This is a genomic window from Brevibacillus sp. AF8 (assembly GCF_021270385.1).
Classification (GTDB): Bacteria; Bacillota; Bacilli; order Brevibacillales; family Brevibacillaceae; genus Brevibacillus.
In genome coordinates, this window is sequence record NZ_JAGQDN010000001.1 from 221,939 (window position 1) to 245,178 (window position 23,240).

Genomic DNA, 23,240 nt, shown 5'->3' on the forward strand with positions numbered 1-23,240 from the left:
TAAATGGAGCTCAGGAGGAGAGTAGACGTGTCAAGTAAAAAGATCGCCAATATATATCCGTTATCTCCCATGCAAGAGGGAATGTTATTTCATTCCCTCCTGGACGAAGGAACAGAGTCCTATTTCGAACAATTGCGCTTTACCATTAGAGGATTCATCGATCCAGCTATTCTCGAACAAAGCTTAAACGCGCTGATCGAGCGACACGATATTCTCCGAACTGTCTTTATCCTTGAGAAGGTTCAAAAGCCGCGACAAATTGTCCTTAAGGAAAGAAAGACAAACGTTCAGGTGATAGATATCACACACCTCTCTGAAGACGAGCAAGCTGTCTTTTTGGAGGACTTTGCGAAAAGAGAACGTCAGAAAAACTTTGATTTGGCAAAAGATGTGCTCATTCGTCTCACTCTTGTCCAAACCTCTTCTGACGCATATACACTGATCTGGAGTCACCATCACATTTTGCTAGATGGCTGGTGCATTCCGATTGTGTTACATGACTTTTTCCAAATCTATCAACAAGTAAAAGAAGAACGACCAGTCAATCTCGGCCAAGTTTATCCGTACAGCCAGTACATTAGCTGGTTAGGGGAACAGGATGCAGAAGAAGCAAAAGTCAATTGGTCACGGTATTTAAGTGGCTATGAGCCGAGCACATTTATTCAAAAGCAGGGTACCGGAATCAAATACAAGCAAGCAGAGCTGGTCTTTTCCATTGGTCAGTCGCTGACGAGCGACTTGAATCATATCGCTAGAAAATTGCAAGTAACGGTAAACAATCTCTTTCGTACAATCTGGGGCCTCATGTTGCAGCGCCAAAGCAATATTGATGACGTTGTATTCGGATCGGTTGTCTCTGGCCGTCCAATCGATATCCCGAACGTAGACCAGATGGTTGGACTTTTCATCAATACCGTACCTGTCCGTGTTCAGATGAGTGACAATCAAACGTTTTCTGATCTGGTGAAACAAGTACAAGAAGAGTCGAGTTCGCTGGAAAAATATCATTATCTTTCCCTCGCCGACATTCAAAAAAATCAACAATTGATCGATCATATCATTCTGTTTCAAAACTATCCGATGGGCGCAGAGCTTTTGGCCCGTCTGAACCAATATAACCAAGAATTCACTCTTACAAATCTGCATGCCTTTGAACAAACCAACTACGACCTAAACATAATGGTCACCTCAGACGATACCCTCACTGTTACGTATCTTTACAATGCATCCGTATTTACGGAAGATCAGCTCCAACACCTCAATCAGCAACTCACTACTATCATGACGCAAGTGACAAAAACACCGGATATCCTTTTGAAAAATCTAGAAGTGGTCAATTCCGAAGAGAAGCACCTTCAGCTCCATATTTTTAATGATACATATCGCAATTATCCTGTTGATTATTTGATTCACCAGATTTTTGAAGAGCGTGCAGAGAAACAACCACACCTCATTGCCCTAGTCATGGGAGAGCAAAAGCTTACGTATCGTGAGCTAAACGAAAAGGCAAATCAACTCGCTACATTTTTACGTGCAAAAGGGGTCGGGCCAGAAAGTATTGTCAGCTTGCTCACAGAACGCTCAGCGGAAATGATCATTGCCATTCTTGCGATTTTTAAAGCAGGCGGCGCATATTTACCAATCGACCCGGCTCACCCGAAAGAACGCATCGAATACATTTTACAAGACAGCGGCAGCGTGCTGCTTCTTACCAAAAAACGCTTTTTAGAAACAATTGATTTTGCTGATCGGATCTTTGATCTGGAGGCGGATGAGCTTTATCAGGGAGCACCGGGTAATCTTGCAAATGTAGCCCAAACGAGTAATCTTGCATACGTCATTTACACATCGGGTTCGACAGGCAAACCGAAAGGCGTCATGATCGAGCATGCGAGTCTATTGAACCAAATCTTCGCACTGCAAGAGCAATATCCGCTTCAAGAAAAAGATGCGTATTTGTTAAAAACAACCTACACCTTCGACGTATCCGTCGCAGAAATCTTCGGTTGGATTCTCGGTAACGGCAGACTGGTGATTCTCGAACCTGGCGCAGAAAAAGAACCTGACAAAATTTGGGAATCCATCGTTAATTATGACGTAACTCACGTCAATTTTGTTCCATCTATGCTCATTCTTTTTATCGAGTATCTCGAGGGGCGAAAAGAGGCAAACCGACTACGGTACATCATGGCTGCCGGGGAAGCAATGCCGAATGATCTTGCGCCAAGAGTATATAAAGTATTGCCAGAAGTGAAAGTGGAGAACATCTATGGTCCGACAGAAGCTACCATTTATGCTTCCTGCTTCTCACTCACGGCAGACTTGATAGAAAATCCTGTGCCTATTGGAAAGCCTTTGGCCAACTACCAAATGAATATCGTCAATCAACATGGGCAGTTACAGCCAATCGGGGTTCCTGGTGAATTATGCATTGCCGGAGCTGGATTGGCGAGGGGTTATCTAAACAATGAAGAGTTAACGAACGAAAAGTTTGTTCCCCACCCGTTTGAAGCAGGCAAACGCATGTACCGTACGGGCGACCTGGCTCGTTATCGCAAGGATGGAAACATTGAATACCTCGGACGCATTGACCATCAAGTGAAAATTCGCGGGTTCCGGATTGAGTTAAACGAAATTCGAAGCCGGTTGATCGAAGAAGAATCGATTCGCGATGCAGTGGTAGTGGCACAAACAGATCATAACCAACAAGCGTATCTATGCGCCTATATTATCGCCGACCAGATGTGGACTGTTGCCTCATTACGTACATTGCTTCGGCAAACCCTGCCAGATTACATGGTTCCGTCGCATTTCATTCAAATGGAAGAGTTCCCTCTGACCTCGAGTGGCAAAATTGATCGCAAAGCTTTGCCGCTCCCAGATGGCAATGTGCAAACAGGCAACGCGTACAGTGCGCCGCGTAATCCGATTGAGGAATTGCTCGCCCGGATTTGGGAGGAGGTTCTCGGTGTATCACAGGTCGGAATCCACGATAACTTTTTCGAATTGGGAGGGCATTCGCTTTTAGCGACACAATTGCTGTCCCGTACATCCAAAGTATTTCAGACCCAGCTTCAGATGCGTGAGATTTTTACCTATCAGACGGTAGCAGAATTGGCTGAACGTATTCGACTCACTCGTCAAGGTACTGAGCCGATAAAGCAAAGCCCGATACAACCGTTTTCCTTGGACAGTTCCCAAGAGCTGCCACTGTCTTACGCCCAACAACGTCTATGGTTCCTTGATCGACTGATCCCGAATAGCGCCATGTACAACATTCCGGTCGGATTCCATCTGCGTGGAGCGGTTGATACGGATGTAATGGAACGTGCTTTGAATGAAATCATCAAACGGCATGAATCCCTTCGAACAACGATTAAGGACATAGAAGGACGAGCGGTTCAAGTGATTCATCCACATGTACATTTGTCACTTCCTGTCACTGATCTGCGCGAGATGCCAGCAGCGGAAAAAGACACGATCTGGATGAGTATGGTGGAAGAAGATGGCGCGACGCCATTTCAGCTGGATCAATGGCCATTGATGCGGGCAGCGTTGATCCGACTGGAGGAACAAGAGTCCGTAATCTGGATAAATATGCATCACATCATCTCAGACGGTTGGTCCATGGATGTATTCGTAAACGAGTTAAGCACAATCTATGAGGCATTCGTTAAAGAAGCAGAAGTACCGCTTGCCGATTTACCCATTCAATATCGGGATTACGCAGTTTGGCAACGAGAGAAATGGCAAGACAATGTATGGGAGCAGCAGCTCAGTTATTGGAAAAAGAAGCTGGGCCAGAGTGAACCACTTTTGCCACTTCCAACCGATCGTCCACGGACAGTCGTGCAAAGCTATCGCGGTGACAATTATTCTTTCTACGTGCCGAGGGAAGTAGGGCAAAAGCTACGCGAGCTTGGACGACAAGAAGGCGCGACTCTGTTCATGACGCTCTTAGCGGCATTTAAGCACTTCATGTACCGTTATACGCATACCACAGATATTCTGATCGGAACACCTGTTGCGGGACGTAATCGTCAGGAAATCGAAAACCTGATCGGATTCTTTGTCAACATGCTGGTTCTTCGTACGGACCTGTCGAACGACCCTACATTCGTTGAACTGTTGCGACGTGTTCGTGAGACGGCATTTGATGCTTTTGCCAACCAGGATATTCCTTTTGAAAAATTGGTGGATGAATTACAAATTGAGCGCAGTCTCAGCTACTCGCCGCTATTCCAGGTACTTTTCTCCGTACAGGGAATGTCAACGGGTGTACGTAAAGGCGAAACGATATCCATTACCCCTAATGAAGTCAATCTCAACAAGACGACCAAATTTGATCTGACTCTCACCATGATTGAAGACGAGGATCACGGACTGAAGGGTGTGTTTGAATACAGTACAGATCTATTTGATCGTACGACAATTGAGCGCATGGCAGAGCATTTCTGCAATCTTTTGCAAGCTGTTGCGGCCAATCCAGCGCAGAAAATAACGGAAGTTGAACTGTTAGGCGATGGGGAGCGAGATCAGCTACTCGGCGGTTGGAATGATACTGAGGTTGATTATTCCCGCGATCTTTGCGTGCAAGAACTTGTTGCCCAGATCGCACAAACGTTGCCTGATCAGATTGCGGTTTCAGGTGACCAAGGTGCAATCACCTACGCAGACCTGGATGCGAAGGCCAATCAACTCGCTCAATTCTTGCAAAAACAAGGGATTGGCTCGGAAGACTTGGTGGGAATATGCGTGGAGCGTTCCATCGAGATGTTGATCGGTCAACTCGCGATTCTCAAAGCAGGTGCCGCTTATGTGCCGATGGACCCTGCATACCCCCAAGAACGACTCGCTTTTATGATCAAGAACGCACAGATGTCTATGGTCTTAACTCAAGAGCGGTTGGTAGATGCATTACCAGAAGGCGCTGCAACGTTCCTTTGCTTGGATCGAGATTGGCATCTAATGGCTCAGATGAGTTCGGTTGCGCCAGCGGTTACGACCAAAGCAGAACAGCTCGCCTATGTTATCTATACGTCAGGTTCTACAGGAACGCCAAAGGGAGTAGAGATCGAGCACGGATCACTCTTGAATCTAGTCAATTGGCATCAGCGAGCGTACAACGTAAATACTGCAGACCGTGCATCACAAATAGCTGGTACAGCATTTGATGCTTCGGTGTGGGAGATTTGGCCGTATTTGACAGCGGGTGCTACGATTTGCCTCCCACAGGAAGAGATTCGTCTCGTACCGGAAAAACTGCGTGATTGGATAGTCGAATCTGGCATTACGATAAGCTTTTTACCAACACCTTTGGCAGAGAGCCTGCTTACGTTGAATTGGCCAGCCGAATCAGCATTGCGCTACATGTTGACGGGTGGTGATACTTTGCACCAGTACCCGTCTGCGAATGTACCGTTTACGTTGGTAAACCAATATGGCCCAACAGAAAATACCGTCGTTGCTACTGCCGGCATCGTGCCCGTGCACGGAGAACGAGAAGCGGCTCCTTCCATTGGACGTCCCATTGACAACGTTTCTGTCTATGTGCTCGACGCAAGCAGAAAACCTGTGCCTGTAGGAGTTGTCGGGGAACTTTACATCGCGGGGAAAAGTTTGGCACGTGGCTATCTGAATCGTCCTGACTTGACGGAAGCCAGTTTTGTACCCAACCCATTCTCTACAGATGAAGGGGCACGGATGTACCGCACAGGCGACTTGGTTCGCTATTTGGCAGATGGCAATTTGGAATTTATTGGGCGCGCTGATGATCAAGTGAGCATTCGCGGATTCAGGGTTGAGCTAGGGGAAATAGAGTCGGCTTTGTATGCACATGCAGCTGTCTCGGAAGCAGTGGTGATCGTCAGGGAGGATTTGACGCCCGGTGTGAAACGACTGGTGGCTTATGCTGTGCTTCATGAGGGAGAAGAGGTACAGACGATTGAATTGCGTCAGTCTTTGAAAGATAGACTTCCAGATTACATGGTGCCTTCTGTCATTATACTGATGGATGCCCTTCCTCTCACTCCAAACGGAAAAGTAGATCGCCGCGCTTTGCCGTTACCCGATACTGTGCGAACTCAATGGGAAGACGGCTTTGTTGCCCCTCAAACGGAAATTGAGCTCAAGCTGGCCGAAATCTGGCAAGGAGTTCTAGGTGTAGAGTCAATCGGGATTCACGATAACTTTTTCGAACTGGGCGGTGACTCGATTCTGACCATTCAGATCGTGGCGCGGGCCAATCAGGCGGGTATCCGATTTACACCAAAGCACTTGTTTGACTCTCAAACATTGGCAGAATTGGCCGCAAGTGTAGATGTTCTTGAGGATGCACCACAAGTGCATAGGGAGCAGGGGATTGTGACAGGCGAATTGCCTCTGACACCCATTCAGACATGGTTCTTTGAGCAGGAAATTTGCCATGTCAATCACTGGAATCAATCAGTCATGCTTGCTGTTCGTGAAGAAATGGATGCGAGTTTGTTGGCAAAAGCTTTTGCGGTGATTCTCGCGCACCATGATGCCTTGCGCCTGCGTTTTCGGAACGTCAACGGAAAATGGGAGCAATATCATGATGTCGTTTCGGATGAGGACGTCTTTCAGATCGTAGATTTGACGACGGCGGTACTTGAGACGGACATAGAGGAACAAATGCAAGCCATTGCAGACGAGCTACAAGAAAGTCTGGATATCGAAAAAGGACCATTGCTTCGTGCTGCATACTTCCAATGCGGGGACAAACAACGTCTGTTCATTGCGATTCATCATCTCGCTGTAGATGGTGTTTCCTGGCGAATTATTCTGGAAGACTTGCAAACGGCCTATCAACAATTGACAGGGTTGCAACAGCTGCATTTGCCTCAAAAGACGACTTCTTTCAAGCGATGGGCGGAACAGTTGACACAGTACGCAGAGCAAAGCGTAGTCGACGAATACTGGGCGAATCTGGATACAAGTCATGTACTCAACGTGCCTGTTGACGATCCGAATGGAAAGAACACAGAAAGTCTGGCCGTACAAGTAAAGGTAAAACTGGGCGTGGACGAGACACGTGCCTTGTTGCAGGAGGTACCAGCCGCTTACCGTACTCAGATTAACGATGTGCTACTCAGTGCTTTGGTCCGAGCCTATAACAACTGGACCGGGCAAAAGACACTTTATGTTTCAGTTGAAGGACACGGGCGAGAAGAAATCGTCGATGGCGTAGACATTTCCCGAACAGTAGGTTGGTTCACAAGCATGTACCCGGTCTTGCTGGAAATGGAGCCAAAGACACCTTGGGGTTCCCTGATAAAATCAGTCAAAGAACAATTGCGCTCGATTCCTGACAAAGGGATTGGCTACGGCATTCATCGTTATTTAAGGAAAGACGAACAAACGTTAAATACCCTGCAAGCTTATCCGCAACCTGAGATTAGCTTCAATTACTTAGGACAATTCGACCAGGATCAAACGACTGATGCTTCCTTGTTCCAGATCATTCCGAACTGGTCAGCATCCAATCTCAGCAAGGACGAAGCCCGACTCCATAAACTCGATTTCCAGAGTATGGTGGCAGGAGATCAGTTAGAAATGACCTGGACGTACAGCGGCGATATGTACGAACAACGAACGATTGAAGAGCTTGCTCGTGACTATGTGCAATCATTGCAAGCGATCATTGCCCATTGTCACGCTGAAGAGGCAGGTGGCTATACACCTTCCGACTTCCCATTGGCGGAGTTGGATCAAAAAAGCCTCGACAAGTTCATCGGGAACAATCGTCTGATCGAGAACATTTACACACTCACACCATTACAAGAAGGGATGCTGTTCCACTCTCTTTATGAGCAAGCAGGCGGAGACTATGTCGTTCAACTGGTCGTGAATTTGGATCACTTGAATGAGGCGAAGTTTTCAGAAGCATGGCAAAAAGTGGTCGAGCGACATGCCATCCTCCGAACCTCCTTCTTATGGAGCGGATTAGAGAAACCGCATCAGGTTGTTCATACAAAAGTAAAAGCACATGTCGAACAACTGGACTGGAGTCACTTACCAAAAGAAAAGCAAGAAGCTCACTTACAAACCTATCTCGAACAAGATCGGAAGCTAGGCTTTGATCTCGCTCATCCGCCATTGATGCGTTGGTCGTTGATTCGACTAGATTCGAAAACCAGTCAGCTCGTTTGGAGCTTTCACCATATGTTGTTGGATGGTTGGAGTACACCGATCGTACTTAACGATTGGTTGGCCTATTATCAGGCATCTGTTGATGGTACCAAAGCAGAACTGCCTATCGCTCCTCCGTTTTCCAATTATATTGCCTGGTTAAAGCAGCAGAGTCTTGAGGCATCAGAGCAGTATTGGCGAAAACATCTGCGTGGCTTCCGTACACCAACTCCTCTTAGCATGGGGAAACCGGGTGGAAGAGCTGTGCAACAAAAAGAATACGCCGATCAAATGATACTTTTATCGAAGGAAACAACTGCGAGTCTGCAAGCTTTTGCCCGTAGGCATCAACTGACGATGAATACGCTAGTCCAAGGTGCGTGGGCGTTGATTTTAAGCCGTTACGCAGGTGAGTCGGAAGTAGTATTTGGGACAACCAATCTGGGACGTCCTGCAGATTTGCGTGGAGTGGACTCCATGGTGGGGCTGTTTATCAACACGCTGCCTGTTCGTGTGCTTTTCTCGGAACAAATGACGGTGATCGACTGGCTGCAGAACATCCAACAGGAACAGAGTGAGATTCGTCAGTACGAGTTCACACCGCTCGTTGACATTCAAAGCTGGAGCGAAGTGCCGCTCGGACAGGCGTTGTTTGACAGCATACTCGTTTTCGAGAACTACATGTCTGGTGCAAATACAAATGCGAATACAGACATGTCACTAAACACAATCAAAGCAGTTGAGCAGACGAACTATCCATTGACATTGGTGGCGGCGCCTGGCGAAGAGCTAATGCTCAAACTGATTTATGAGACAAATCGATTCGAGCAGATCACCATGGATAAGGTATTGGCTCAGTTGATCAAAGTATTAGAGTCAATGATGGCTCGGTCTACGGAACATCTCTCTGCCATTTCATTCATCACAGACGAGGAACGCCACAAGCTGTTAGTGGAATGGAACTCAACGGAAACGGAGTATGCGCGTGATACGGTGATGCACCAGCTATTTGAGGCACAAGTAGTCGCGACACCGGATGCGGAAGCTTTAATCGTCGGAGAACAAAGACTGACGTACGCGGAGCTGAACCGACGAGCAAATCAGTTGGCTCACTATCTTCGTTCTCAAGGGATCGGTCCAGAGGTCCTGGTTGCTGTTCTCATGGAACGTACGACCGAGATGATCGTAGCGATGATGGGCATTCTCAAAGCTGGTGGCGCATATGTCCCGATTGATCCCGCGTATCCCCAAGAGAGAATCGGCTATACACTGGAAGATTCGCATGCGGCGATCGTGTTGACCCAAGGAAGTCTGCTATCCATGCTGCCTGAGCGTACAGCAAAAGTGATCTGCTTGGATCGAGACTGGGAAGCTATCGCAGAGCAAAGCGAAGAGAACTTGCCGAATTTAGTGGTACCAACGAACCTTTCGTATGTCATTTACACCTCGGGCTCGACTGGTCTGCCCAAAGGGGTAGCGATTCAGCACAGCAGTGTCATTGCCTTCATCGCCTGGGCGAAAACCGTCTTTTCGGCTGAAGAAATGAGTGGGGTGCTCGCATCCACTTCTATCTGCTTCGATCTGTCTGTCTATGAAATATTCGTGACCTTAGCCTATGGCGGAAAAGTCATCTTGGCGGACAACGCCTTGCATTTGCCGAGTCTGCCAGCAGGCAACGAAGTGACATTAATCAATACCGTTCCCTCTGCGGCCAAAGAACTGGTGCGGATGAACGCGATCCAATCAACGGTACGAGTGGTCAACCTGGCTGGAGAGCCACTACCAAATACATTGGCGCAAAGTCTGTACGCGCTGGGGCATGTGGAAAAAGTCTTCAATCTTTATGGTCCGTCTGAAGATACGACCTACTCCACGTATGTACAGGTCACCAAAGGCGCGACGTCAGAACCGACAATCGGTCGTCCTCTGTCCAACACACAAGCGTATATTCTCGATGCCAACCTGCAACCTGTACCACTCGGCTTACCTGGGGAACTGTATCTTGGCGGGGAAGGCTTGGCGCGCGGGTATCTGAACCGCCCAGAGCTGACAGCAGAACGATTCTTGTCCAATCCATTCCACACTGACCCGCATGCGCGGATGTATGGCACCGGTGACTTGGTCCGTTATCTCCCCAATGGACAAATCGAGTATTTGGGACGGATTGACCATCAGGTGAAGATTCGCGGCTATCGGATCGAGCTGGGAGAGTTGGAGGCTGTCCTTCGCACCCATCCGGCTGTCAAGGAAGCCGTAGTGATGGCGAGAGAAGACAAGCTGGGTGACAAACGTCTGGCGGCGTACGTGACGACAAAAGAGGAAAGTAGCGAAGAGGCCACTGACTTAGCGGTCTGGGCAAAAGCAAAATTGCCGGAGTTTATGGTTCCATCTGTTTTTGTCTGGCTGGACGCTATGCCGCTCACACCGAACGGCAAGATTGACCGCAAGCAGCTGCCAGAGCCGGAGTGGGGGCAAATGGCTTCCACCCAAGAGTATGTAGCGCCACGCAACCAAACGGAGGAGCTGGTCGCCACAATCTGGTCGCAAGTGCTCGGCATCGAAAAAGTCGGGATTTACGATAACTTCTTCGAGCTCGGCGGGCATTCTCTCTTAGCGACACGGGTCATTTCCCGTCTTCGTGACATGTTTGCAGGAGAAGTACCTATTCGTACTCTTTTCGAAAACCCAACCGTTGCAGAACTATCCGAAGCACTCGGAAGCTTTTTGCAAGAAACAACAGGAGCTTCGATCGAACCTGTTTCACGGGAAGGTCATCTGCCATTGTCCTTTGCACAGCAGCGTCTATGGTTCCTGGATCGTCTGATGCCAGACAGTGCCTTGTACAATATCCCGTCCGCGATGCGATTGCACGGAGATTTGAATATGGAGGCGTGGAACAAGAGCTTGCAGGTAATGATCCAGCGCCACGAAAGCTTGCGGACAACCTTTGACCACGTGGATGGGCAAGCCGTTCAAATCATTCACCCTTACCAAGAACAGCCGCTGCATGTAGTCGATTTGCGGGAGCTTCCAGCGGACGTGAGCGAAGCAGAAACACAGCGACTGGCGGGAATCGAGGCAGCTACGCCATTTAACCTGAGCGAAGGTCCGTTGTTCCGTACCACCTTGATTCGCATAAGCGAGCAAGTAGCCGTTTTCTTATTTAACATGCACCATATTATTTTCGATGGCTGGTCTATCGGTATTTTCATCAAAGAAATGAGAGCACTGTACGAAGCGTTTGTTCACGGCAAAGAACCTGCATTAGCCGATCTGACACTACAGTACGCCGATTATGCTGTATGGCAACGGAAGTGGATGGAAGAAGATGTACTTACGCATCAGCTAGCGTACTGGAAAGAAAAACTAGTGGATGCCGAACCACTATTGGTTTTGCCGACAGATCGTCCGCGTCCATCCGTTCAAAGCTATGATGGCGCGATGTATACCTTTACGCTTCCAGCTGAGCTGTTAGCAAAATTGAGTATACTCAGCCGTGAAGAAGGATCGACACTGTTCATGACCTTGCTGGCTGGCTTCCAAACTTTGCTCTATCGCTACAGTGGGCAGGAAGACATCCTTGTCGGAAGTCCAGTTGCAGGACGAAATCGGGAGGAGATCGAGTCACTCATCGGTTTCTTCATTAATACATTGGTGCTCCGTACGGATATGTCAGGAGAACCGACATTCCGTGATTTGCTGGCAAGAGTGAAGGAGACGGCGCTAGAAGCCTATGCCCATCAGAATCTTCCGTTTGAAAAATTGGTCGATGAACTGGCGCTAGAGCGTAGTCTCAGCTACTCGCCACTGTTCCAAGTGATGTTTGTCCTCCAAAACTTCCAGCTAGACCTAGCCGAAAAGGCTGGCATTCGCGTATCGGAATTCGATATGGACAAGCACCTTGTCACCGCCAAATATGACCTGACGTTGACCATGGCAGAAAGACCAAACGGCTTGATCGCGACGTTTGAGTACAATACTGCGCTGTTTGATGAGACGACGATTGTGCGGATGTCACAGCACTTCCATCACTTACTCGAAGCCATCGTTCAAATGCCGGAGCAGGCCATTACCCAATTGCCGCTTTTGCCTCAGGCAGAACGGGAGCAATTGCTGGTGGAATGGAACGACACCACGACGGCTTACCCACGGGATCAACGAGTCGATCAATTGTTCCAGCAGATCGCGATGCGTTACCCGGATCGTATTGCGGTGGTAACGGGAGACCAGAGTCTCACCTACACCCAGTTAGAGACGCGAGCCAACCAAGTGGCCAACTACCTGCAAAAACAAGGCGTTCGCCCAGGTTCACTCGTTGGCATTTGTGTGAAGCGTTCGCTCGAAATGCTGATCGGGGTGCTCGGGATTCTCAAAGCTGGTGGGGCTTACGTACCGTTGGATTCAGATTATCCAAAAGAACGTCTGGCATACATGATGGACGACGCTCGAGTCACCGTTTTGCTCACGCAGGAGCAACTTCTACCGTCACTCCCATCCAGTGAGCATACCGTGATTTGTCTGGATCGCGACTGGGCGATGATAGCCGAAGAAAGTGAACGGGCACCTGACATTGACACCACAGCGGAAAGTCTCGCTTACGTGATTTACACCTCTGGCTCTACCGGGTTGCCAAAAGGAACGCTTGTCATCCATCGAGGCATTGTCCGTCTCGTCAAAGAAACCGACTATGTGACGATTACTGAGCAGGACGTTTTCCTGCAAGCGTCCACGGTATCGTTCGATGCGGCGACCTTTGAGATTTGGGGCAGCTTGCTAAATGGGGCAAAGCTAGTACTGATGCCGCCTGATCTGCCTTCCTTGGAAGAACTGGGACAAGCCATTCAGACGCACAAGGTTACGACGCTTTGGCTGACCGCGGGACTGTTCACCCTGATGGTGGATCATCACAAAGAGTACCTGACGGGGGTTAGACAACTGCTCGTCGGTGGAGATGTCGTTTCGGTTCCTCACGTAAGAAAAGCGTTGGAAATCGAAGGGATCACGATTATCAACGGGTACGGCCCAACGGAGAACACGACATTCACCTGCTGCTATCCAGTCACGGAGTTGCCAGAGACGATCGGTTCATTCCCGATTGGCCGTCCGATCAAGAATACGACTGTGTATGTACTGGATCGTAAAATGCAGCCCGTCCCGATTGGCGTAACAGGAGAACTATACATCGGCGGAGATGGTCTGGCGCAAGGATATTTGAACCGTCCTGACTTGACCGAAGAACGCTTTGTACCAAATCCGTTCTCAACCGATCCGCAGGCAAGGCTCTATCGGACAGGTGACTTGGTTCGTTACCTGCGAGATGGTGTTATCGAATTCATCGGCCGAATCGACAATCAGGTAAAAATCCGCGGATTCCGCATCGAGTTGAGTGAGGTAGAGGCAGTTTTAGCCAAACATCCTGCTCTTGCCGCATCCGTCGTCATTGTCCGCGAAGATGAACCGGGCAAGAAACAGCTCGTCGCTTATGCGGTCAAGCAAGCCGAGCAGGAGGTTGACACAGCCGAGCTGCGCCAACACTTCAAAGCACATGTTCCGGATTATATGGTGCCATCTGCTTTCGTCATGCTGGATGAAATGCCGCTTACGCCAAACGGGAAAGTAGACCGTCGGGCCCTGCCAAAACCTGACTATGCGTACACAAGTAATGAGCACTACGTTGCACCACATACCTTGATCGAGCACAAACTGTCTGAGATTTGGCAAGACGTTCTCAGAATCGACGAAATCAGTATCAACTCCAACTTCTTCGAACTCGGAGGAGACTCGATCCTGAGTATCCAAATCGTCTCTCGGGCTAACCAAGCAGGGATTCGTCTTACACCTAAACAGATCTTTGAAAACCAAACAATCGCTGAACTGGCAGCTCTTGTTTCCACAACTGGAAACGGGGAAAGTGCTATTCAACTGGCGGAACAAGGCCTCGTGACTGGCAATGTGTTGCTTACGCCAATCCAGAAGTGGTTCTTTGCCGCAAATCAACCGTCTATCCATCACTGGAACCAATCCTTCTTGTTGACAGTCGAGGAACCGGTTGATACAAGCGCCATGGAGCGTGCCATTACCGAGTTGCTTGCACACCACGATGCTTTGCGCATGCGTTATATCAACAACGACGGTATATGGTCACAGCACATCGAGGGCTTGGGCGAACCTGTACCTTTCCATTTGGTTGATTTGTCTGGCATCTCACCAGAGGAACAATTTACGAGATTGGAAGAAATTGCAGGCGAGAAGCAAGCAAGTCTGAACATCACGGAAGGCCCCTTGTTACGAGCTGTGTACTTCCACCTTGGAAAAGGACGCGCGGGACGACTGCTGCTCGTTGTTCATCACTTGGTAGTCGATGGGGTATCCTGGCGCATTTTGCTGGAAGACTTGCAGTTGGCCTATGAACAAGCGGTAAATGGTCAGGAGGTGCAATTCCCTTCAAAAACGACCTCGTTTAAGGCATGGGCTGAACAGTTACACACTTATGCCAACTCTGATTTGCTTGAAAAGGAGAAAGCTTTTTGGGCAAACCAAGCGTATGAAGTGGAACCACTTCCTGTCGACCGTACGTATGAGCCAGCGCAAAACACGGAGGCATCCACGAAACAGATTACACTTACTCTGACCGCCGAAGAGACGCGCAACTTGCTTCACGAGACGCTTCCTTCCTACCGTCTGCAAATGAATGACGTATTGCTTGCTTCCTTGGCAAAAGCGCTGAATCGCTGGACAGGAAAAGAGACAATGGTCGTCACTCTGGAAGGGCATGGACGCGAGGAGATTATCGAGGGAGCAGATTTATCCCATACGGTTGGCTGGTTCACAAGTATGTACCCGATACAGATTTCTATCGAGCAAGAAAAACCTTGGGGGTATACGCTGAAGACGGTCAAGGAACAGCTCCGCCGGATTCCCAATAAGGGTGTGGGCTACGGAATTTTGCGATATCTAAGTGATGATCTTGAACTACAACATCAGCTGAACGCTCAACCGAAACCGCAAATCAGCTTCAACTACCTCGGGCAATTTGATCAGACGGTGGCCGTTTCCTCTACGTTTGGCATAGCGTCTGAATGCAGTGGAGCCAATCTTGCCCCTGATTCGATTCGAGAGAACTTGCTCGATGTCATTAGTGCGGTGACAGGAGATCAGCTACACGTCACCTGGTTGTACAACGAAAACATCCATGACGAACAGACGATTGCGGCGATTGCTGATGATTACATGGAAGCATTGCGGGAGATTATGTCTTACACGCAATCAGCAGAAGAAATGGGTTACACACCGTCAGACTTCCCATTGGCTAATCTAAATCAGCAGTCTATCGACAAATACATCGCTTCGGATCGTCAGCTCGAAAGTGTATACTCGTTGACCCCACTACAAGAGGGGATGCTGTTCCACTCCCTGTATGAACAAGAGGGCGGCGATTATGTTGTACAGTTCCTCATGACAGTGCGAGATATTCGCTTGGAAGCATTCGAGCAAGCATGGCAGAGAACAGTCGACCGTCATGCGATTCTTCGTACCTCCTTTATCTGGGAAGGCTTGGAACAACCGCATCAAATCGTCCGAAAGCAAGTAAAAGCAAGCGTGGAAATAATCGACCTACGTCATGTGGATGTCGATAAGCAGGAAGCTGAAATCCAATCCTACATGGAAAAAGACCGGGTGCGAAACTTCCAGCTTAATCAGGCGCCATTAATGCGTTGGACATTGTTTTCCACAGACGATAATACGTACCGCTTCTTATGGAGCTTCCATCATATCTTGCTAGATGGCTGGAGTATGCCAATTGTCTTGCAAGATTGGCAGGCAAGTTATCAAGCGATCGATAAAGGCGCAGAAGAAAAATTAGAAGCAGTCCAACCATTCAGTCGCTATATCGCATGGCTCCATAAGCAAGATAAGCAAGTTGCGGAGCGCTATTGGCGGGAGCAGTTAAAAGGCTTCTACGAATCAACGCCACTTGCTATGGGAAAAGCAGGAAGTCATGCCATACAGCCTAAAGCCTACAGAGATCGTACCGTTTACTTGTCCAAAGAAGTAACGGCCCACCTGCAAGCTTTTGCCCGCCAGCAGCAGTTGACGCTAAATACGCTGGTGCAAGGGGCATGGGCACTGATCCTGAGCGGTTACAGCGGATCAGATGATGTTGTCTTTGGAACGACAGTTTCTGGTCGTCCAGCAGAGCTGCCAGGAGTGGAAAACATGGTAGGACTCTTTATTAATACACTACCTGTCCGCGTCATGTTTGACCCAAGCCAAACAATACAAGAATGGTTACAAAAACTGCAAAAGACACAATTAGACATCCGCCAGTACGAGTACACACCACTTGTAGACGTCCAAGGCTGGAGTGAGGTTCCACATGGACAATCGTTGTTTGATAGTATTCTCGTTTTTGAAAACTACTTGAATAGCACAAGTGAGGGGTCAGATTCCGGAGTGTCGCTGAGTGAAGTCCAAGCAGTGGAGCAAACCAATTACCCATTGACTTTGGTAGTGGCTCCTGGCGATGAACTTGCTCTCAAATTGATCTATGAGCAAGGACGTTTTGATACGGAATCGATTGCAAAAGTATTGGAACAGATGTCTCAGGTTCTACATGCTCTAACTGCTCAAGCGGAACAGCAGTTGAGTACACTTTCCTTCATCACAGACGAAGAACGCCACAAGCTGTTAGTAGAATGGAACGCAACGGAAACGGAATATGCTCGTGACGCGGTGATGCACCAGCTATTTGAAGCACAAGTAGTCGCAACACCGGATGCGGAGGCTCTAATTGTCGGAGAAGAAAGACTGACGTACGCCGAGCTGAACCGCCGAGCAAACCAGTTGGCTCACTATCTGCGGGTGCAAGGAATCGGCCCAGAGGTCTTGGTGGCTGTGCTCATGGAACGTACGACTGAGATGATCGTAGCGATGATGGGTATTCTCAAAGCTGGCGGGGCGTATGTCCCGATTGATCCGGCGTATCCCCAAGAGAGAATCGGCTATACGTTGGAGGATTCGCAAGCGGCGATCGTATTGACCCAAGGAAGTTTGCTATCCATGCTGCCCGAGCGTACAGCAAAAGTAATCTGCCTGGATCGAGACTGGGAGGCTATCGCAGAGCAAAGCGAAGAGAACTTGCCGAATTTAGTGGTACCAACGAACCTTTCCTATGTCATTTACACCTCGGGCTCGACTGGTCTGCCCAAAGGGGTAGCGATTCAGCACAGCAGTGTCATTGCCTTCATCGCCTGGGCGAAAACGGTCTTTTCGGCTGAAGAAATGAGTGGGGTGCTCGCGTCGACTTCTATCTGTTTCGATCTGTCTGTCTATGAAATATTCGTGACCTTAGCCTACGGCGGAAAAGTCATCTTGGCGGACAACGCCTTGCATTTGCCGAGTCTGCCAGCAGGCAACGAAGTGACATTAATCAATACCGTCCCATCTGCGGCCAAAGAACTGGTGCGGATGAACGTCATCCCGTCAACGGTACGAGTGGTCAACCTGGCTGGAGAGCCACTGCCAAACACATTGGCGCAAAGTCTGTACGCGCTGGGGCATGTGGAAAAAGTCTTCAATCTCTATGGTCCGTCTGAGGATACGACCTACTCCACGTATGTACAGGTCACAAAAGGCGCGACGTCAGAACCGACAATCGGTCGTCCTCTGTCCAACACACAAGCGTATATTCTCGATGCCAACCTGCAACCTGTACCACTCGGCTTACCTGGGGAACTGTATCTTGGCGGGGAAGGATTGGCGCGCGGGTATCTGAACCGCCCAGAGCTGACAGCAGAACGATTCTTGTCCAACCCATTCCACGCTGACCCGCAAGCGCGGATGTACGGCACCGGTGACTTGGTCCGTTATCTCCCAGATGGACAAATCGAGTATTTGGGACGGATTGACCATCAGGTGAAGATTCGCGGCTATCGAATCGAGTTGGGAGAGTTGGAGGCTGTCCTTCGCACCCATCCGGCTGTCAAGGAAGCCGTGGTGATGGCAAGAGAAGACAAGCTGGGTGACAAGCGTCTGGCGGCGTATGTGACGACAAAAGAGGAAAGTAGCGAAGAGAGCACTGACTTAGCGGTCTGGGCAAAAGCAAAATTGCCGGAGTTTATGGTTCCATCTGTTTTTGTCTGGCTGGACGCTATGCCGCTCACACCGAACGGCAAGATTGACCGGAAGCAGCTGCCAGAGCCGGAGTGGGGGCAAATGGCTTCTACCCAAGAGTATGTAGCGCCACGCAACCAAACGGAGGAGCTGGTCGCCACAATCTGGTCGCACGTGCTCGGTATCGAAAAAGTCGGGATTCATGACAACTTCTTCGAGCTCGGCGGGCATTCTCTCTTAGCGACACGGGTCATTTCCCGTCTTCGTGACATGTTTGCCGGAGAAGTACCCATCCGTACTCTTTTCGAAAACCCAACCGTTGCAGAACTATCCGAAGCACTCGGAAGCTTTTTGCAAGAAACAACAGGAGCTTCGATCGAACCTGTTTCACGGGAAGGTCATCTGCCATTGTCCTTTGCGCAGCAGCGTCTATGGTTCCTGGATCGTCTGATGCCAGACAGTGCCTTGTACAATATCCCGTCCGCGATGCGATTGCACGGAGATTTGAATATGGAGGCGTGGAACAAGAGCTTGCAGGTAATGATCCAGCGCCACGAAAGCTTGCGGACAACTTTTGACCACGTGGATGGGCAAGCCGTTCAAATCATTCACCCTTACCAAGAACAGCCGCTGCATGTAGTCGATTTGCGGGAGCTTCCAGCGGACGAGCGCGAAGCAGAAACACAGCGACTGGCGGGAATCGAGGCAGCTACGCCATTTAACCTGAGCGAAGGTCCGTTGTTCCGTACCACCTTGATTCGCATAAGCGAGCAAGAAACGGTCTTCCTTTTGAACATGCATCACATCATCTCTGACGGTTGGTCGATGGGAGTATTCATTCGCGAATGGTTCACTTCCTACGAAGCGATTAGCCAAAACGCCATACCCGATTTAGTTGATTTGCCTGTGCAGTATGCTGACTACGCGGCTTGGCAACGTGACTGGCTCCAAGGTTCGGTATTAGACGAACAGCTTTCTTACTGGAATGAAAAATTAAGTGGTGCTGAACCGCTTCTCACTTTGCCGACTGACCGTTCACGTCCTGCTGTACAAACGTACGAGGGAGCGATTTATTCAACGGCGCTCGCAGGTGAACTTCTCGACAAATTACAAGCACTTAGCCGTGAAGAAGGATCGACGTTGTTCATGACCTTGCTGGCTGCCTTCCAAACTTTGCTCTACCGCTACAGCGGACAGGAAGACATCCTCGTCGGAAGCCCAGTCGCAGGACGCAATAGACAAGAGACGGAACAATTGATTGGATTCTTCATTAATACATTGGTGCTTCGTACGGATATGTCAGGAGAACCGACATTCCGTGATTTGCTGGCAAGAGTGAAGGAAACGGCGCTAGGAGCCTATGCCCATCAGGATCTTCCGTTTGAAAAATTGGTCGATGAACTGGCGCTAGAGCGTAGTCTCAGCTACTCGCCGCTGTTCCAAGTGATGTTTGTCCTTCAGAACTTCCAGCTAGATTTAGATGAAAAGGCTGGCATTCGCGTATCGGAATTCGATATGGACAAGCACCTTGTCACCGCCAAATATGACCTGACGTTGACGATGGCAGAAAAGCAAAACGGATTGATCACAACATTTGAGTACAATACTGCGCTGTTTGATGAGACGACGATTGTGCGGATGTCACAGCACTTCCATCACTTACTCGAAGCCATCGTTCAAATGCCGGAGCAGGCCATTACCCAATTGCCGCTTTTGCCTCAGGCAGAACGGGAGCAGTTGCTGGTGGAATGGAACGACACCACGACAGCTTACCCACGGGATCAACGCGTCGATCAATTGTTCCAGCAGACCGCGATTCGCTACCCGAATCGAATAGCAGTGGTAGCGGGAGGCCAGAGTCTCACCTACACCAAATTGGAGACGCGAGCCAACCAAGTGGCCAACTACCTGCAAAAACAAGGCGTTCGCCCAGGTTCACTCGTTGGTATTTGCGTAAAGCGTTCGCTCGAAATGCTGATCGGGGTGCTCGGGATTCTCAAAGCTGGTGGGGCTTACGTACCGCTCGATTCGGATTATCCGAAGGAACGTCTGGCATACATGATGGACGACGCTCGAGTCACCGTTTTGCTCACACAGGAGCAACTTCTACCGTCACTCCCATCCAGTGAGCATACCGTGATTTGTCTGGATCGCGACTGGGTGATGATTGCCGAAGAAAGTGAACAGGCACCTGACATTGACACCACAGCGGAAAGTCTCGCTTACGTGATTTACACCTCTGGCTCTACCGGATTGCCAAAAGGAACGCTTGTCATCCATCGAGGCATTGTCCGTCTCGTCAAAGAAACCGATTATGTGACGATCACAGACCAGGACGTTTTCCTGCAAGCATCGACAGTATCATTCGATGCGGCGACCTTTGAGATTTGGGGCAGCTTGCTGAATGGGGCAAAGCTGGTGCTGATGCCACCGGATCTGCCTTCCCTGGAAGAACTGGGGCAAGCCATTCAGACGCACAAGGTTACGACACTTTGGCTGACGGCGGGTCTGTTCACCCTGATGGTGGATTATCACAAAGAGTACTTGAAGGGAGTTCGACAACTGCTCGTCGGTGGAGATGTCGTCTCGGTTCCTCACGTAAGAAAAGCGTTGGAAATCGAAGGGATCACGATTATCAACGGGTACGGCCCAACGGAAAACACGACATTCACTTGCTGCTACCCAGTCACGGAGCTGCCAGAGACGATCAGTTCATTCCCGATTGGCCGACCCATCAAAAATACGACGGTGTACGTACTGGACAGCAACATGCAGCCCGTCCCGATTGGCGTAACAGGTGAACTGTACATCGGCGGAGATGGTCTGGCCCAAGGATACCTGAACCGTCTTGACTTGACAGAAGAGCGCTTTGTACCAAACCCGTTCTCAACTGATCTGCAGGCACGACTGTATCGGACGGGTGACTTGGTTCGTTACCTGCCAGATGGTGTTATCGAATTCATCGGCCGAATCGACAATCAGGTAAAAATCCGCGGATTCCGCATCGAGCTAAGTGAAGTAGAGGCAGTTTTAGCCAAGCATCCTGCTCTTGCCGCATCCGTCGTCATTGTCCGCGAAGATGAACCGGGCAAGAAACAGCTCGTCGCTTATGCGGTCAAGCAAGCCGAGCAGGAGGTTGACACAGCCGAGCTGCGCCAACACTTCAAAGCACATGTTCCGGATTATATGGTGCCATCTGCTTTCGTCATGCTGGATGAAATGCCGCTTACGCCAAACGGGAAAGTAGACAGAAAAGCACTTCCAATGCCTGTCTATGATCGCAGCCAAGATGTTGATTCGTTTACAGAGGCTACCAACGTTATCGAACAAAAACTGGCGGAAATCTGGTGCGGCGTTCTGCGAATGGATCGCATCGGCATTCACGATAACTTTTTTGAGCTTGGGGGCGACTCCATCCTCAGCATTCAAATCGTCGCGCGTGCAAACAAAGCTGGCATCCATCTAACTCCGAAAAACCTTTTCGATCATCAAACGATTGCAGAGTTGGCAAAGGTTGCAGGCCAAAGCACGAAAATGGAAGCAGAGCAAGGAATGGTAACAGGTGAAGCTCCATTATTGCCGATCCAAAAATGGTTCTTCGAGCAAGAGCAACCAACGCCACATCACTGGAACCAATCGATGCTCCTGCAAGTGAACGAACAATTGGACGAAGAGCATCTGGAGCAAGCCATTTCCCACCTGCTTGCTCACCACGACGCGCTCCGCCTTCGTTATACCTACACTGATGGACAGTGGAAGCAGACTCACGCTGAAGTCCAATCGGAACCCATGCTCATCGTGGAGGATCTGAGCATGATCTCGCCGGCTCAGCACATGAGAAGAATCGAAAAACTTTCACACCAAGCACAAGCGAGCCTAGATTTGGAAAACGGACCGCTCATGAAGATCGTCTATTTCGATCTCGGGTATGATCGACCGGGCCGTTTGCTGATAGTCATCCACCATTTGGCGGTAGACGGCGTTTCGTGGCGTGTTTTGATCGAAGACTTGCAAACGGCATATAGACAGGCTGCGGAGGGAACAGAGATTCAATTGCCAGCAAAAACAACCTCCTACAAGGCATGGGCAGTAAAAATGAATGAGTACGCAGCTTCTGAACGTATTATCGCTGAAAAGGAGTACTGGATAGCTGCAGCAGAAGAGATGGTGTCCTTTACATCGCCAATCCATGACAGTGAGTCGAACACAGAAGGGAACTGCCGGACGATAACAATTGCAATGGAGGAGGAAGAGACAGAAGCCCTGCTACAAAAAGTACCGTCCCGTTACCGCGTACAAATCAATGATGTTCTATTGACCGCGCTAGCATTGGCACACGCCAAATGGACGGGAGAAGAAGCCCTATTAGTCAACCTGGAAGGCCACGGTCGTGAAGAATTGTTCTCGGAGGTCGATCTCTCCCGCACGGTCGGCTGGTTTACGTCCATGTATCCACTCTTGATTCGACTGGATCAGAACATGTCTCAGGAAAATGCGCTGGAAAGAGTCAAACAAAAGCTTCAACAAATTCCGAACAAAGGTCTTGGATACGGCATCCTGCGCTACCTGACAAAAGATAGCCAGGTGTCCGAAAAGTTGGCAACTATTCCACAACCACCGATCAGTTTCAACTATCTGGGACAATTCAATCAGGTGGGTGAAGGAGATTCCCTGTTTGGATTTGCGGAAGGAGAAAGAGGCTCCAACATCAGTCCGGACAACAGAAGGGCCCATCTGATTGATGTGGTGGGGGCAGTCACAGGAGGTAAGCTGAACCTCAGCTTCCTCTACAGCGAGACATTGCATAGCGAAGAGAGTGTCGAGACTTTCGCTCGTCATTTCACAGAAATCCTGCGTTCACTGATACAGGCGGAGAAACAAAGTTATAGAGTCGAAGACTTCGAGGATGCGGACTTGAGTCAGACGGCGTTAAACAAGGTTCTCTCCAAGCTGAAGAAAAGAAAGGGGAATTAATC

At 49.4% G+C, this 23,240-nt stretch carries 1 protein-coding gene; it reads left to right on the plus strand.

All coding sequences use genetic code 11. The features are described from left to right. Positions 1 to 3: 3 nt before the first annotated feature. The gene (gene lgrB / locus KB186_RS00810) at positions 4 to 23,238 is read left to right on the plus strand and encodes a linear gramicidin non-ribosomal peptide synthetase LgrB (RefSeq protein WP_255688273.1); all 23,235 of its coding nucleotides are present in this window, start codon (positions 4 to 6) and stop codon (positions 23,236 to 23,238) included. Positions 23,239 to 23,240 lie beyond the last annotated feature (2 nt).

Excerpts from the sequence above, each read along its gene's own strand:
- lgrB (WP_255688273.1), top strand. The coding sequence starts at position 4 with ATGGAGCTCAGGAGGAGAGTAGACGTGTCAAGTAAAAAGATCGCCAAT.